We start from the raw sequence: 12,300 nt of genomic DNA on the forward strand, positions 1-12,300 counted from the left end.
GGCCGTCACGCCTGGGTAGCAGCGCCAGGCGCCACGTTGCCCTGGATCGACACAAACCGTTCCTGCTGAGCCTGTCGAAGCGCGGCGCAAGGCTTCGACAAGCTCAGCCCGAACGGTTGGGGTCGGTGGGTCACTTGATCAGTTCGTTGACCTTGCCCGGCTTGCCGTTCCACTCGTCGGCGTCGGGCAGCGCGGGCTTGCGCTTGGTGATGCTCTTCCAGCCGTCGGCAAAGGCCAGGTCGGCGTTGAGCTTGATGAAGGCGATCTGGTCGGCCGGCAGGTCTTCTTCGGCAAAGATGGCGTTGGCCGGGCACTCGGGGATGCAGACGGCGCAGTCGATGCACTCATCGGGATCGATGACGAGCATGTTCGGGCCTTCGCGGAAGCAGTCCACGGGGCACACGTCCACACAATCGGTGTACTTGCACTTGATGCAGTTTTCGGAAACGACGTGGGTCATGACAGGAGTTGTGTGGGTCGGTGAAAACCCTCGATTTTAAGGCTTTCACCGACCTTTGGTTACAGGGCCCCTCTCGCGGGAGGGATGTGGGGGCGGCGTGCGCTGATCCAGATCAGTTGACCAGCACGGCGCCGGCCGTCTTGTGGCTGGCCGTGTCCACCAAGATCAACGAACCCAGCACGCGGGCCTGGTTGAACGGCGCGGCGGGAATGGCCTCTTGCAGCACAAGTTGAACATGGCCGATGGCGTTGGGGTCAAGCTGCGTGGCGGCTTCTTCGGCCAGCGTGTTGATGTTGAGCTTGTGCACCACGGCTTTCACCTTGGCCTTGACCCAGCGGTGGCCATGCAGCGCCCAGTACACGCGGCCCGCCACCAGGGGCTCGTCGTCCATCCAGGCGATGGTGGTGCGCAGCTCGCGGCTGGCGGGCCAGGCCGGGGTGGCAGCGGGCGTGTCGCCAAAGTCGTCCTCGGCGGCCGGGGCTGCGGCTGCCGTGGGCGCTGCCAAAATCCAGTCGCCGCGCGATACATCCACCTCGCGGTCCAGGATGATGCCGGCGCTGGTGCCTGCGGGCACGTCCTTGGGGCGGCGTGCGTGGTCCAGCACCTGGGCCACGGTGGCGAGCTGGCCGCTGGGGAAGATCTGTACGGCGGTGCCGGGCGCAAAGCTGCCTGCAGCCACTCGGCCCCAGAAGACGCGGCGGCCCTGACTGGTGTCGGACGAGGACGAGAACTTCTGGACCCACTGCACCGGGAAGGCTGGCGCCAGCGCCGTGTCGGCGGGGGTGTTGGGCAGTTCTTCCAGCACCTGCAGCAGGGTAGGACCGTCATAGCCGCACCAGCCGGCGTGGGCGTCCACCACGTTCCAGCCTTTGAGTGCCGAAACGGGCACCGTGGCACGCACAGCAATGCCAGCGGCCTGCGCAAACGCCTGGAGCGCGCCCTGGATGTGCTTCCACGCCAGCGCGGGGTCTTCCACCGCGTCCAGCTTGTTCACGGCGAACACCAGCGAATGCACGCGCAGCAGGTGCGCCAGCAGGCTGTGGCGGCGCGTTTGCGGCAGCAGGGCGAGCTGGGCGTTCTTCCAGTCGAGCTTGGTGGCGTCCACCAGCACCACGGCGGCGTCGGCGCTGCTGGCGGCCGTCACCATGTTGCGGGTGTACTGCTCGTGGCCGGGCGCGTCGCCGATGATGAACTTGCGCGCTTCGGTGGCGAAGTAGCGGTAGGCCACGTCGATGGTGATGCCTTGCTCGCGCTCGGCAGAGAGGCCGTCGGTCAGGAGCGCCAGGTCGGTTTCGCCCTGGCGCTGCACGCCGGCCAGGTGATCTTGCAGCACGGCCTTGCTGTCCACCAGCAGGCGGCCGATCAGCGTGCTCTTGCCGTCATCCACGCTGCCGCAGGTGATGAACTTGAGGGCGGAAATATGGTCATTTTGGGCTCCAGCGCTTGCTGTATAAGCGCTGGCAGCTATCGAATTGGTAGTGGTCATCAGAAGTACCCATCTTTCTTGCGCTTTTCCATCGACGCATCGCTGGTCTTGTCGTCCATGCGCGTCGCGCCGCGCTCGCTCACGTCGGCGGCCAGGGTTTCGATGACGATCTCGGCCGGGGTTGCGGCGGTGCTTTCCACCGGTGCGGTGCAGGTGATGTCGCCCACAGTGCGAAAGCGCACGTCGCGTGTTTCCACCACATCGCCTTCGCGGGGTGGTGTCAGCTCGGTCACGGGCATCAGCAGGCCCTTCTTGTCCACCACCTGCCGTTTGTGCGTGTAGTAGATGCTGGGCAGGCCGATCTGCTCGCGGTCGATGTATTGCCACACGTCCAGCTCGGTCCAGTTGCTGATGGGGAATACGCGAAAGTGCTCGCCGGGCTGCAGGCGGGTGTTGAACAGCGTCCACAGCTCGGGGCGCTGGGCCTTGGGCTGCCATTGGCCAAAGCTGTCACGGTGGCTGAAGATGCGCTCCTTGGCGCGCGCCTTTTCTTCGTCGCGGCGGGCACCGCCGATCAGCGCGTCAAAGCGGAACTCTTCAATTGCCTCAAGCAGCGTGACGGACTGGTGCACGTTGCGCGATTCGCCGGGGTGCGCCAGGCGCACGGTGCCGCGCGCCATCGAATCCTCCACGCTGCGCACGATGAGTTCGGCACCCAGTTCCTTCGCGCGGAAGTCGCGGAAGTCTGTCACTTCAGGGAAGTTGTGGCCCGTGTCGATCATGAGCAGCGGGTACGGAATGCCGCCACCGCTGGCCTTGGTGCCAAAAGCCTTTTCTGCGCACTTGAGCATGACCAACGAATCCTTGCCGCCCGAGAACAGCAGGGCGGGGCGCTCGAAGGCGGCGGCGACTTCGCGCAGGATGAAGATGGTTTCTTCCTCCAAAGCGTCGAGGTGCGAGTTGTTGAGGTGGTAGCTCATGTTGTTGGTTTTCTCAAGCAGCACTGAGTCGGTGCGGGCGTTCATGGCGGTGTCCAGGTTCAGTGGGCCAGATGCAAGCCGCACTCGCGGTTGTCTTCGCCCTTGGTCGGGTCCACGTAGTCAAAATTGTTGGGCAGGCCGTGCTTCACGCAGTATTCGTGCAGGTCTTTGGACGACCAGTGCAGCAGCGGCGCCACCTTGATGAGCCCGTCGGGGTTGATGCTGACCGGCTCCATCTGCGCGCGCACGGCAGTGTCGGTGGCGCGCAGCGCGGTGAACCAGACCTCGGGCGCGGTCTCGCGCAGGGCGCGGGCAAAGGGCTCGAGCTTCACCTCGGCGGTGAAGGCAGCGTGGCGCGGGTCATCCAGCGCGGGCGTGGGCCCATCCACGGCTTCGCGGTGGGCGCGCGAGCGCAGGGGCAGGTAGATCTTCAGGTTCAGCCCCAGCTGCTTTGTCACCTCGTCGGCAAAGCGGTAGGTGGCTTCGGTGTTGTAGCCGTTGTCCATCCACACCACGGGCACTTCAGGATTCACCTGCGTGACCATGTGCAGGATCACGGCTTCGAAGGGGCGAAAGTTGGTGGTGACGATGCTGGTCTTGCCCAGGCCCAGGGCCCATTGCACCAGGGCGGGCGCGTTGCGGCCCAGGTCGGCGTTGACGGTGGCCAGATCCAGCGGACTTGTGGCGAGGGGGTCTCGGGTGTTCATCAGGCGGCCTCACGAAAGTGGGGGAGCGGGTGCGTCACGTCGCCTTGGTAGAAGCCCTTGAAGCGGTCAAACTGGCGCTGGGCATCGGCCATGTCCAGGCCTTCGCGCAGCACGGCCACGTCAAAGCCGCAGCGGGCCATCTGCACCAGCTGGTCGATCAGCACCTCGCCGGTGGCGCGCAACTCGCCCGCAAACTTCAGGCGGCCGCGCAGCAGGCGGGCTTGGCTGAAGGCCCGGCCGTCAGTGAACTTGGGGAACTGCAGGTCAATGCGGTCCACGCCCGCCAGGTCCAGATCGAACGGGTTGGCGTCGTTAGGCAGTTCAATGACTTTCATGCCCGCAGGGCTCGGCTGGTGCTCGTGAGAAGCTATTATTTTCATAGTGATAAACCCTCAGGCGGTTTCGGTTTCAGCGGGGCGGCGGGCAGCGTTGGCTGCGGTCTTGAAGGGCTCCAGGCCCACGCGGCGCACGGTGTCGATGAAGTTCTCGTAGCGCGGGCCTTGCGCATCATCGGCCAGTGGCTGGCGCTCGGTGCGGTAGGTGGCCAGCAGGGCTTCGATCACGCCCGGCACTTCCGATGCGCTGAACGAGGGGCCGATGATCTTGCCCGGCGTGGCGGGGCCCGACAGGTTGGAGCCGTCGGCCCCGCCCAGCGTGATCTGGTACCACTCCTTGCCGTCTTTATCGACGCCCAGAATGCCGATGTGCCCGCTGTGGTGGTGGCCGCAGCTGTTGATGCAGCCGCTGATGTGCAGGTCGATCTCGCCCAGGTCCCACAGCTCGTCCAGGTCCTGGTAGCGCTCGGTGATGGCTTCGGCAATGGGCAGGCTGCGCGCGTTGGCCAGCGAGCAGAAGTCGCCGCCGGGGCAGGCAATCATGTCGGTCAGCAGGCCGATGTTGGGCTTGGCCAGGCCCAGCGCCTTGGCAGCCTGGTACAGCGCGGGCAGCTGGTCGCGGCGCACCCAGGGCAAGAGCAGGTTCTGCTCGTGCGTCACGCGGGCTTCGCCGCCCGAGAAGCGGTCGGCCAACTCGGCCGCGGCTTCCATCTGCTCGGCCGTGGCGTCGCCGGGCGCATAGCCCAGGCGCTTGAACGACAGCATTACGGCGCGCAGCTGCGGGTGGCGGTGCGGCAGCACGTTGCTGGTGAGCCAGCGGCCAAAGTCGCGGTCTTCGCTGGCGGCGGTGCGCAGCAGCTCCAGCGTTTCCGCCTCGGCATTGGCGGGCGACAGATCCAGGTCGGGCTCGCGGAAGTTCGCGGCCACGCGGTCGTACTCGGCCTGGGTGATGGTGTGCGGGCCGCCTTCGTCCTCGACGATCTGGCGGAACTCTTCATTCACCTGGTCGATGTAGGCCTGGCCTTCGGCCTTCACCAGAATCTTGATGCGCGCCTTCCAGCTGTTGTCGCGGCGGCCGTAGCGGTTGTAGACGCGGATCACGGCTTCCAGGTAGTTCATGAGCTGGTTCCAGGGCAGGAACTCGCGCAGCACCGGGCTGATGGTGGGCGTGCGGCCCATGCCGCCGCCCACGCGCACCTTGAAGCCGAGCTCGCCTGCGTCGTTCTTCACGAGCTGCAGGCCCACGTCGTACCAGCCCAGGGCGGCCCGGTCTTCGCGTGCGCCGTTGATCGAGATCTTGAACTTGCGGGGCAGGAAGCTGAACTCGGGGTGCAGCGTGCTCCACTGGCGCAGGATTTCGCAAAACGGCCGGGGGTCGGCAATCTCGTCGGCTGCAATGCCGGCCAGCGCGTCGCTGTTGATGTTGCGAATGCAGTTGCCGCTGGTCTGGATGCCGTGCAACTGCACGGTGGCCAAAAGGTCCATCACGTCGGCAGCCTTCGCCAGCGGAATCCAGTTGTACTGCACGTTGGTGCGCGTGGTGAAGTGGCCGTAACCGTACTTCAGCCGGGTGCCGATGCGGCGACCATCGGCCAGCGGGATCTCGCCCAGCTTTTCCTGCGTGGCCTGGGCCTCGGCCAGCAGGGCGGGGTCGGGCCGGTCGTATTCGTGGGCCACCTGGGCCAGCACACGCAGCTGGGCGCTGGAGAGCTCGCCGTAGGGCACGGCCACGCGCAGCATGGGCGCGTAGCGCTGGATGTACCAGCCGTTTTGCAGGCGCAGCGGGCGAAAGTGCTCTTCAGGCAGTTTGCCCGCCTGCCAGCGTTCGAGCTGGTCGCGGAACTGCTCGGCGCGCAGGCGGATGAATTGGCGGTCAAAGTCGGTGTATTGGTACATCGTGGGGAGGGAACCTGAGGGTTCCTAGATCAGAATCAATTTGAAGCCTGCCCAGGCGAGCAGGACGGACAGTGCAGAGCGGATCAGCCGTTCGGGCGTGCGGGTGACCAGGCGGGACCCTATCCAGATCCCCGGCAGCGAGCCAGCCAGCAATTGTGCAAGCAATCCCCAGTCCACCGAGCCCAGCGATGCATGGCCCAACCCTGCGACCAGGGTTAATGGCACCGCGTAGGCGATGTCCGCCCCAATGACGCGCGGCAGCGGCAGCAGGGGGTACACAAGCAGCAGCACGGTAACGCCGATGGCGCCTGCACCCACGGAGGTGAAGGTAACCAGCGTGCCGATCACCGCACCCAGCAGCACGGGCAGCGCCCAGTGGCGGGGCCGGGTGGCCAGCGCTGGCAGTTGCTGGCGCCTGGCGTGGTCGGCGGCCTGGCGTTGTCGGGAGAACGCCACCACCTTGTAGAGCGTGGCACCAGCGGTGAGCAGCAATGCAAAGCCGAGCGTGGTGGTCATGATGCGCTGGGCCTCGCCACTGGCGGGGCCCAGCGTCTTGAGCGCCCACAGTGACAGCAGCGCCGCCGGAATGCTGCCCGCGCACAGCTGGCCCACCACGCGCCAGGGCACGAGGCGCTGGCGCGCCATGCTGACGGTGCCTCCCATCTTGGTGAAGGCCGCAAACAGCAGGTCGGTGCCAATGGCCAGGTGGGGCTTCACGCCAAAGAAGAAGATCAGCACCGGCGTCATCAGCGAGCCACCGCCCACGCCGGTGAGGCCGACGATCAGCCCCACCGCAAAGCCCGCAAAAACAAACGCCAATTCATGCATGGCTGCGAATGTAGGTGGCGTGCTTATGGATGCAAACTATTGTTTTGCTCTTCCAATATGCCAATTTGCGTATAAGCAAGGCGCGGCGCGGGCTTTTGGCCGGTAGCGTCACTGTGGGGCGACTGCCGCCGCGCTGGCGCCAAACCGCTAAAGGCGCTCGGTGCCCAGTGCTTTGGCCAGCCTGGCGTCCAGTGGCAGGGGCTCGCCCTGCAGGCGCGCAGCCAGCAGTTCGCCGCACAAAACTGCGAGCGTCAGCCCCCTGGCGCCCATGGCAGTGCTCACCCACAGGCCGGGCAGTTGCGCGGCATCGACCGGGCCCACGATGGGCAGCCGGTCCGGTGCGGTGCAGCGCACGGCCGCCCAGGCCCGGGGTTGTGCGGCAAATGTTGCCTGCAGCTGCGACGCCGCCTGCGGCAGCAGCGATTGCAGCTTGGCCCAGTTGGCGGTATGGGCTGCCTCGACATCGGCCTCGGACGGGGGCAGGGTGGCGACATCCCGCTCGAAGGTCGAGCCCATCACCCAGGCCATGTGTCCAGCCGGGCCGTCTTCCAGCGGAAACGCCGGAACCAGATTGCCGTGCCCGTTGGCCGGGAACGGCGCCAGCGGGGCGGCCACAGACGGGCGTGTGCCCCACGACACCTGCCCGCGCACCGGCTGCAGCGGCCAGCGGGGGTTCAGCAACTCCAGGCTGCCTGCGCCCGCAGCGATGATGACCAGGGGTGCTTCAGCCATCAAGTTGCCTTGGGCGTCCAGCACCTGCCAGACAGGGCCGGGCGTGCTGCCGTCGCCCTCCGCGGGCTTTGTGCGCCGTAGCGCCGCCACGCGGCAATCGCCTCGCCACTGGATGCCCGGCTGCGCCAGCAGGGCCGACGCGAGCCGGGCAGGGCGCAGCCAGCCCGCCTGGTGGTGCCAGCATGCAGCGGCATCGCTGGGCAAACCTGCCTGGGCCAGCCGAGCGGGGGGTGCAGGCTGGCTCCAGTCGGCGCCGGGCCCGTCCATCCAGTCAGGTGCCAGGCCAGGTGTGCCATCGGTGCGGTGCTCCAGCACCCCGCAGGGCGACCAGTCGATGTCTTTCTTCAGCACCCAGGTGGCCTGCTGCAGCGTGGTCCGCACACCGCTGCGCGACAGGCGCGACAGCACACTGTCGTCGGGCGACACATGGGGCGCGAACACCCCGGCGGGCAGGGCGGATGCACCGGCCGCAGGTTCGGCGGCCTGGTCTAGCACCGTGACCTGCCAGCCGCGTCGGGCCAGGCTGGCGGCGGCGGCGGCACCTGCAATGCCACCACCGATCACGATGCAGGGGCCGGGCAGAGACGGCTCCGGTGTCACCCCAGGCTGGCGCGAGGTGCGGGGCTCCCAGCGCGGGTTGTAGGTGGCGTGCAGGTTGTCGCGCTTGGGCGGCACGCCGGGCACGCGGGTCACGTCAAAGCCGCATTGCGCCAGGGTATCGCGCACGGCGCGTGCGATGGTCCAGGTGGCGAGTTGCGTACCGCGCCGGCAAGAGCGCGCCACGGCTTTCAGAGTGTGCAGGTCCCAGCTCTCGGGGTTGCGCTGGGGGCTGAAGCCGTCGAGGTAGATGGAGTCCACCGTCAGGTTCTGCTGTCGCAGCATGGCCTGGGTGTCGCCCACATACAGGGTGAGCAGCACCCGGCCGTCATCAAAACGCAGGCGGTGCACGCCCGGCAGCAGGCCCCACCACTGGCGGTGCAATGCCTCAGCCAGCGGCGCCAGCTCGGGGTGGACTGAGGTGGCGCGCAGCAGGTCGGCTGCACTCACAGGCCAGGCTTCGGTCGATACGAAATGCAGCAGCGTGGGGCGCTGCAGGTCAGCCCGCCAGGCGGCCCAGGTCACCAGGAAATTCAGGCCAAAGCCAAACCCGGTTTCCAGAATGCGCCACTGCGGCTGCCCCGCCCAGGCTTCGGGCAGGCCGCAGCCGTGCAGAAACACCCGTCGGGCCTGGGTGAGGCCGCCGTTTTCGCTGTGGTAGCGGTCGCCGAAGCGGGTGCTGTAGGGGGTGCCGTCCGGCAGCCACTCGATGGGTTCAGTCATGGGAACGGCAGAAGGCCGGCGTGGCGCCGGCCTTGTTGCAAAGGGAAGGCGGTTTTTACCGCGAACCGCTCCGGGGTGTGTTGCGCTGCGTCACGCGCTCCACTGCGCGTCGCTCCGTTACGCGCTGGGCGGGACATATCCCGCCGCAGCGTCTGCGCCGCTGCCAAAAAAGTGGTTTTGGCGAAACCACTTTTTGCAGCGCTGCACTTCGCGTCGCTCCGTTACGCGCTGGGCGGGACGTAGCCCGCCGCGGCGTCTGCGCCGCCACCAAAAAAGTGGTTTTCCATCTGCCGGGCCAGGTACTGGCGGGCGCGCGCGTCGGCGAGGTTCAGGCGGTTTTCATTGACCAGCATGGTCTGGTGCTTGAGCCAGTCGGCCCAGGCTTCCTTGCTCACGCTTTCCCAGATGCGCTTGCCCAGCTCGCCGGGGTAGGGCGGAAAGTCGAGGCCTTCGGCTTCCTTGCCGAGCTTGATGCATTGAATGGTGCGTGCCATGGGTGTTTCCTTGTGTGGGTGGCGAGCAGACGAGGTGCTCAGATGATTTAGGTATAAAGAACTGAAATCTCAGTAGTTCCAGTTTTAAGAGACGGCTTCCAGAATGCGTTCCATCGGTGTTTCGCACCGCAACACATTCACCAAAGAGGCCCTTCCATGAACTTTCGCCGTGACTTTATCAAGTTTCCCCTTGCCGCCGCCCTCATCGGCAGTTTGGCCCTCACAGCATTGCCGTCGTTTGCGCAGTCTGTGACGCTGCTCAATGTCTCGTACGACCCCACGCGGGAGTTGTACGTGGAGTTCAACCAGGCCTTTGCCAAGCACTGGAAGGCCAAGACCGGCCAGGACGTGACCATCAAGCAAAGCCACGGCGGCTCGGGCAAGCAGGCGCGCTCCATCATCGACGGGCTGGACGCCGATGTGGCCACGCTGGCACTGGCGGGCGACACCGATGCGCTGCACGCCAATGGCGGCTGGATCCCGAAAGACTGGCAAAAGCGCCTGCCGCACAACAGCTCGCCCTACACCAGCACCATCGTGCTGGTGGTGCGCCAGGGCAATCCGAAGGGCATCAAAGATTGGGACGACCTGGTGCGCACCGACGTGAAGGTGATCACGCCCAACCCCAAGACCTCGGGCGGCGCGCGCTGGAACTACCTGGCCGCCTGGGAGTTTGCCAAGCGCAAATACGGGGGTGAAGCGCAGGCCAAGGAGTTTGTGGCCCGGCTCTACGCCAACGTGCCGGTGCTGGACACGGGTGCGCGGGGCTCTTCGGTGACCTTTGCGCAGCGCAACCAGGGCGATGTGTTCATCAGCTGGGAAAACGAAGCCTACCTGCTGGAAAAGGAATTTGGCAGCAAGGTGGATGTGGTCTATCCCTCGATCTCCATCCTGGCCGAACCCGCCGTGTCGGTGGTGGACAAGAACGTGGACAAGAAGGGCACCCGCGCCGTGGCCGAGGCCTATCTGCAATACCTGTACACCGAAGAAGGCCAGGACATTGCGGGCAAACATTTCTATCGCCCCGCCGTGTCCGAAAAGGCCAAGGCCAAGTACGCCAGGCAGTTCCCCAAGCTGAACCTGTTCACCATCAACGACGCGTTCGGTGGCTGGGACAAGGCGGCCAAGGAGCACTTTGCGGACAACGCGAGCTTTGACCAGATCTATTCCAGGAAGTGAGTTCACCCCGACGCGGCCTGATGCGGCATCGGCCGGTTATGAACCGTTCGCCCTGAGCCTGTCGAAGGGCTGCTCGCAGAGGGCGCCCCGGCTTCGACAGGCTCAGCCCGAACGGATGGGTGGCGCCATCGCGTGTTCTTGAATGAAATTGGACTCTAGCGCTTATCCAATAAGCGCTGGAAGCTATCAAAAAAGAAGTAGAGGAAAGATATGTCCACCTTGTTGATTGCCGGCAGCCCCTCCGAGCGTTCCCGCTCCGCCGCCTTGCTGGATGCCGTGGCCCAGCGCCTCTCGGTGCGTGGTGCGCTGGTGGACCGCATCCATATCCGCGACCTCTCGCCCCAGGCGCTGCTGCTGGCCGACTTTGGGCACCCCACGGTGGTGCATGCCATCGACCAGGTGGCCGATGCCAGCGTGCTGGTGGTGGCCACCCCGGTCTACAAGGCGGCCTACAGCGGTGTGCTCAAGGTGTTTCTGGATCTGCTGCCGCAAACGGCCCTCAAGGGCAAGACCGTGCTGCCCTTGGCCACGGGCGGCAGCCCGCACCACATGCTGGCGCTCGATTACGCGCTGCGCCCCGTGCTCCAGTCGCTGGGCGCCAAAAGCATCCTGCCCGGCATCTATGCCACCGATGCGCAGGTCACGCTGACGCCCGAGGGCAGCTACCACGTGCAGGCCGACATTGCCGCCCGGCTGGACGATGCGGTGAACGTGCTGGTGACCTAAACCCTGCGCCCGTCGCCCGCCCAGGCCACCCGGTTTGCGCCGGTGCCGTTCTCGCAGGTGCGATGTAGCGTCTGACGCGGGCCCGGCGCTGCGGCAGGCCCGCAGTGCCAGCGCCACCTTCCTTCCCCTTCATTTCCATTTTTTGATTTGCTGCGCCGGGTGCGCGGGCAGGGCGGTGTTCCGCCTTTGCCAGCCCCCGTGCTCCCCTCACCCGATTTGCTGCTGGAACCTGCACCATGAACGAACTGAACCGCTTCTCCCTGCAACGCCGCCACCTGCTGGCCGCCAGTGCTGCCTCCGCCGCCGCTGGGGCGATTTCCTCCGCCTGGGCCCAGGCCCCTGGCGCGGCCCGCGTGCTGCGCGTGGGCCACCAAAAGGGCTGGCTCTCCATCCTGAAGGGCCGTGGCACCCTCGAAAAGCGCCTGGCCCCGCTGGGTGTAAAGGTGACCTGGACCGAGTTCAATGCAGGCCCCGTTCAGCTGGAAGCGCTCAACGTCGGCTCCATCGACTTCGGCGACGTGGGCGAAGCCCCGCCCATCTTTGCGCAGGCCGCTGGTGCCCCGCTGGTCTACGCCGGTGCCACAGTGCCGCGCCCCGCATTGGAGGCCGTGATCGTTCCCAGCGGTTCGCCGATTCGCAGCGTGGCCGACCTCAAAGGCAAGCGCGTGGCCTACAACAAAGGCTCCAACGTGCAGTATTTCCTGGTCAAGCTGCTGGAGAAGAACGGCCTGAAATACGGTGACGTGCAATCCATCTTCCTGGCCCCGGCCGACGCGCGGGCCGCGTTTGAACGCGGCGCGATCGATGCCTGGATCATCTGGGACCCCTTCCTCGCCGCCGCCCAAAAGCAGCTGGACGCGCGCCTGCTGGTCGATGCCACCGGCGTGGTGAACAACCGCGCCTACTACTTCACCTCGCGCGACTTCGCCACCAGGAACGCCGACGTGCTGCGCATCGCCATCGAAGAAGTCAACGCCATCGACACCTGGGCCTCCAAAAACAAGGACGCCGCCGCTGCCGAGCTGTCGGCCGTGCTGGGCCTGGACAAATCCATCACCGACCTGTACCTGAGCCGCGCCCGCTTCGGCACCGCGCCCGTCACGCGCGAGATCCTGGCCGAGCAGCAGGCGATTGCCGACACCTTCTTCGACCTCAAGCTCATCCCCAAGAAGCTCAACCTGCTGCATGCCGCGCCGGTGGATCTGCTGTGACCTGCA

At 66.1% G+C, this 12,300-nt stretch carries 11 protein-coding genes and 1 pseudogene; 3 read left to right on the forward strand and 9 right to left on the reverse strand.

Annotation, left to right across the window (positions count from 1 at the left end):
• Window positions 1-130 precede the first annotated feature (130 nt).
• From fdxA to AAFF19_RS11855, 9 genes are all read right to left on the reverse strand, one after another.
• Window positions 131-460, reverse strand: a complete 330-nt coding sequence (gene fdxA / locus AAFF19_RS11815; protein ID WP_008904181.1) for a ferredoxin FdxA — start codon at window positions 458-460, stop codon at window positions 131-133.
• A gap of 112 nt (window positions 461-572) precedes the next feature.
• A complete protein-coding gene (locus AAFF19_RS11820) occupies window positions 573-1,946 on the reverse strand; it encodes a GTP-binding protein (RefSeq protein WP_342720235.1) in 1,374 nt (457 codons plus the stop codon).
• Entirely contained in the window at window positions 1,946-2,911 is a 966-nt protein-coding gene (gene cysD / locus AAFF19_RS11825; RefSeq protein WP_342720236.1) for a sulfate adenylyltransferase subunit CysD, read from the reverse strand. Before cysD ends, AAFF19_RS11820 begins: the two co-directional genes overlap by 1 nt.
• A 14-nt stretch (window positions 2,912-2,925) precedes the next feature.
• Complete coding sequence (locus AAFF19_RS11830) at window positions 2,926-3,573, reverse strand: phosphoadenosine phosphosulfate reductase family protein (RefSeq protein ID WP_342720237.1); 648 nt, start codon at window positions 3,571-3,573, stop codon at window positions 2,926-2,928.
• Window positions 3,573-3,953: a DUF934 domain-containing protein gene (locus tag AAFF19_RS11835; RefSeq protein ID WP_342720238.1), complete on the reverse strand. Its 381-nt coding sequence runs from the start codon at window positions 3,951-3,953 to the stop codon at window positions 3,573-3,575. Before AAFF19_RS11835 ends, AAFF19_RS11830 begins: the two co-directional genes overlap by 1 nt.
• 12 nt (window positions 3,954-3,965) lie before the next feature.
• On the reverse strand, window positions 3,966-5,804 hold the full coding sequence (locus tag AAFF19_RS11840) for a nitrite/sulfite reductase (RefSeq protein ID WP_342720239.1): 1,839 nt from the start codon (window positions 5,802-5,804) through the stop codon (window positions 3,966-3,968).
• Between the two features lie 24 nt (window positions 5,805-5,828).
• Entirely contained in the window at window positions 5,829-6,632 is an 804-nt protein-coding gene (locus tag AAFF19_RS11845) for a sulfite exporter TauE/SafE family protein (protein WP_008904187.1), read from the reverse strand.
• Between the two features lie 147 nt (window positions 6,633-6,779).
• The gene (mnmC, locus tag AAFF19_RS11850; protein WP_182119214.1) at window positions 6,780-8,684 is read right to left on the reverse strand and encodes an FAD-dependent 5-carboxymethylaminomethyl-2-thiouridine(34) oxidoreductase MnmC; all 1,905 of its coding nucleotides are present in this window, start codon (window positions 8,682-8,684) and stop codon (window positions 6,780-6,782) included.
• Between the two features lie 221 nt (window positions 8,685-8,905).
• On the reverse strand, window positions 8,906-9,178 hold the full coding sequence (locus AAFF19_RS11855) for an oxidative damage protection protein (RefSeq protein WP_008904189.1): 273 nt from the start codon (window positions 9,176-9,178) through the stop codon (window positions 8,906-8,908).
• 156 nt (window positions 9,179-9,334) lie between these two features.
• Here AAFF19_RS11855 and AAFF19_RS11860 point away from each other — a divergent pair, with 156 nt between their 5' ends.
• The 3 genes and pseudogenes from AAFF19_RS11860 to AAFF19_RS11870 all read left to right on the forward strand — a co-directional run bounded on the left by AAFF19_RS11860 (window position 9,335) and on the right by AAFF19_RS11870 (window position 12,294).
• Window positions 9,335-10,357 (forward strand): sulfate ABC transporter substrate-binding protein, encoded by a 1,023-nt coding sequence (locus AAFF19_RS11860; protein ID WP_246330852.1) that lies wholly within the window; start codon window positions 9,335-9,337, stop codon window positions 10,355-10,357.
• Window positions 10,358-10,567: 210 nt separating this feature from the next.
• A pseudogene (ssuE, locus tag AAFF19_RS11865) lies at window positions 10,568-11,158 on the forward strand (NADPH-dependent FMN reductase).
• 161 nt (window positions 11,159-11,319) lie between these two features.
• On the forward strand, window positions 11,320-12,294 hold the full coding sequence (locus AAFF19_RS11870) for a sulfonate ABC transporter substrate-binding protein (protein WP_008904192.1): 975 nt from the start codon (window positions 11,320-11,322) through the stop codon (window positions 12,292-12,294).
• Window positions 12,295-12,300: the final 6 nt, after the last annotated feature.

This window comes from Acidovorax sp. FHTAMBA, assembly GCF_038958875.1.
In the GTDB taxonomy this organism is placed as follows: Bacteria; Pseudomonadota; Gammaproteobacteria; order Burkholderiales; family Burkholderiaceae_C; genus Acidovorax.

Coding starts and splice junctions, on each gene's coding strand:
- AAFF19_RS11845 (WP_008904187.1), bottom strand. CDS start 6,632: ATGCATGAATTGGCGTTTGTTTTTGCGGGCTTTGCGGTGGGGCTGATC.
- AAFF19_RS11855 (WP_008904189.1), bottom strand. CDS start 9,178: ATGGCACGCACCATTCAATGCATCAAGCTCGGCAAGGAAGCCGAAGGC.
- mnmC (WP_182119214.1), bottom strand. CDS start 8,684: ATGACTGAACCCATCGAGTGGCTGCCGGACGGCACCCCCTACAGCACC.
- AAFF19_RS11830 (WP_342720237.1), bottom strand. CDS start 3,573: ATGAACACCCGAGACCCCCTCGCCACAAGTCCGCTGGATCTGGCCACC.
- AAFF19_RS11870 (WP_008904192.1), top strand. CDS start 11,320: ATGAACGAACTGAACCGCTTCTCCCTGCAACGCCGCCACCTGCTGGCC.
- fdxA (WP_008904181.1), bottom strand. CDS start 460: ATGACCCACGTCGTTTCCGAAAACTGCATCAAGTGCAAGTACACCGAT.
- AAFF19_RS11835 (WP_342720238.1), bottom strand. CDS start 3,953: ATGAAAATAATAGCTTCTCACGAGCACCAGCCGAGCCCTGCGGGCATG.
- AAFF19_RS11840 (WP_342720239.1), bottom strand. CDS start 5,804: ATGTACCAATACACCGACTTTGACCGCCAATTCATCCGCCTGCGCGCC.
- AAFF19_RS11860 (WP_246330852.1), top strand. CDS start 9,335: ATGAACTTTCGCCGTGACTTTATCAAGTTTCCCCTTGCCGCCGCCCTC.
- AAFF19_RS11820 (WP_342720235.1), bottom strand. CDS start 1,946: ATGACCACTACCAATTCGATAGCTGCCAGCGCTTATACAGCAAGCGCT.
- cysD (WP_342720236.1), bottom strand. CDS start 2,911: ATGAACGCCCGCACCGACTCAGTGCTGCTTGAGAAAACCAACAACATG.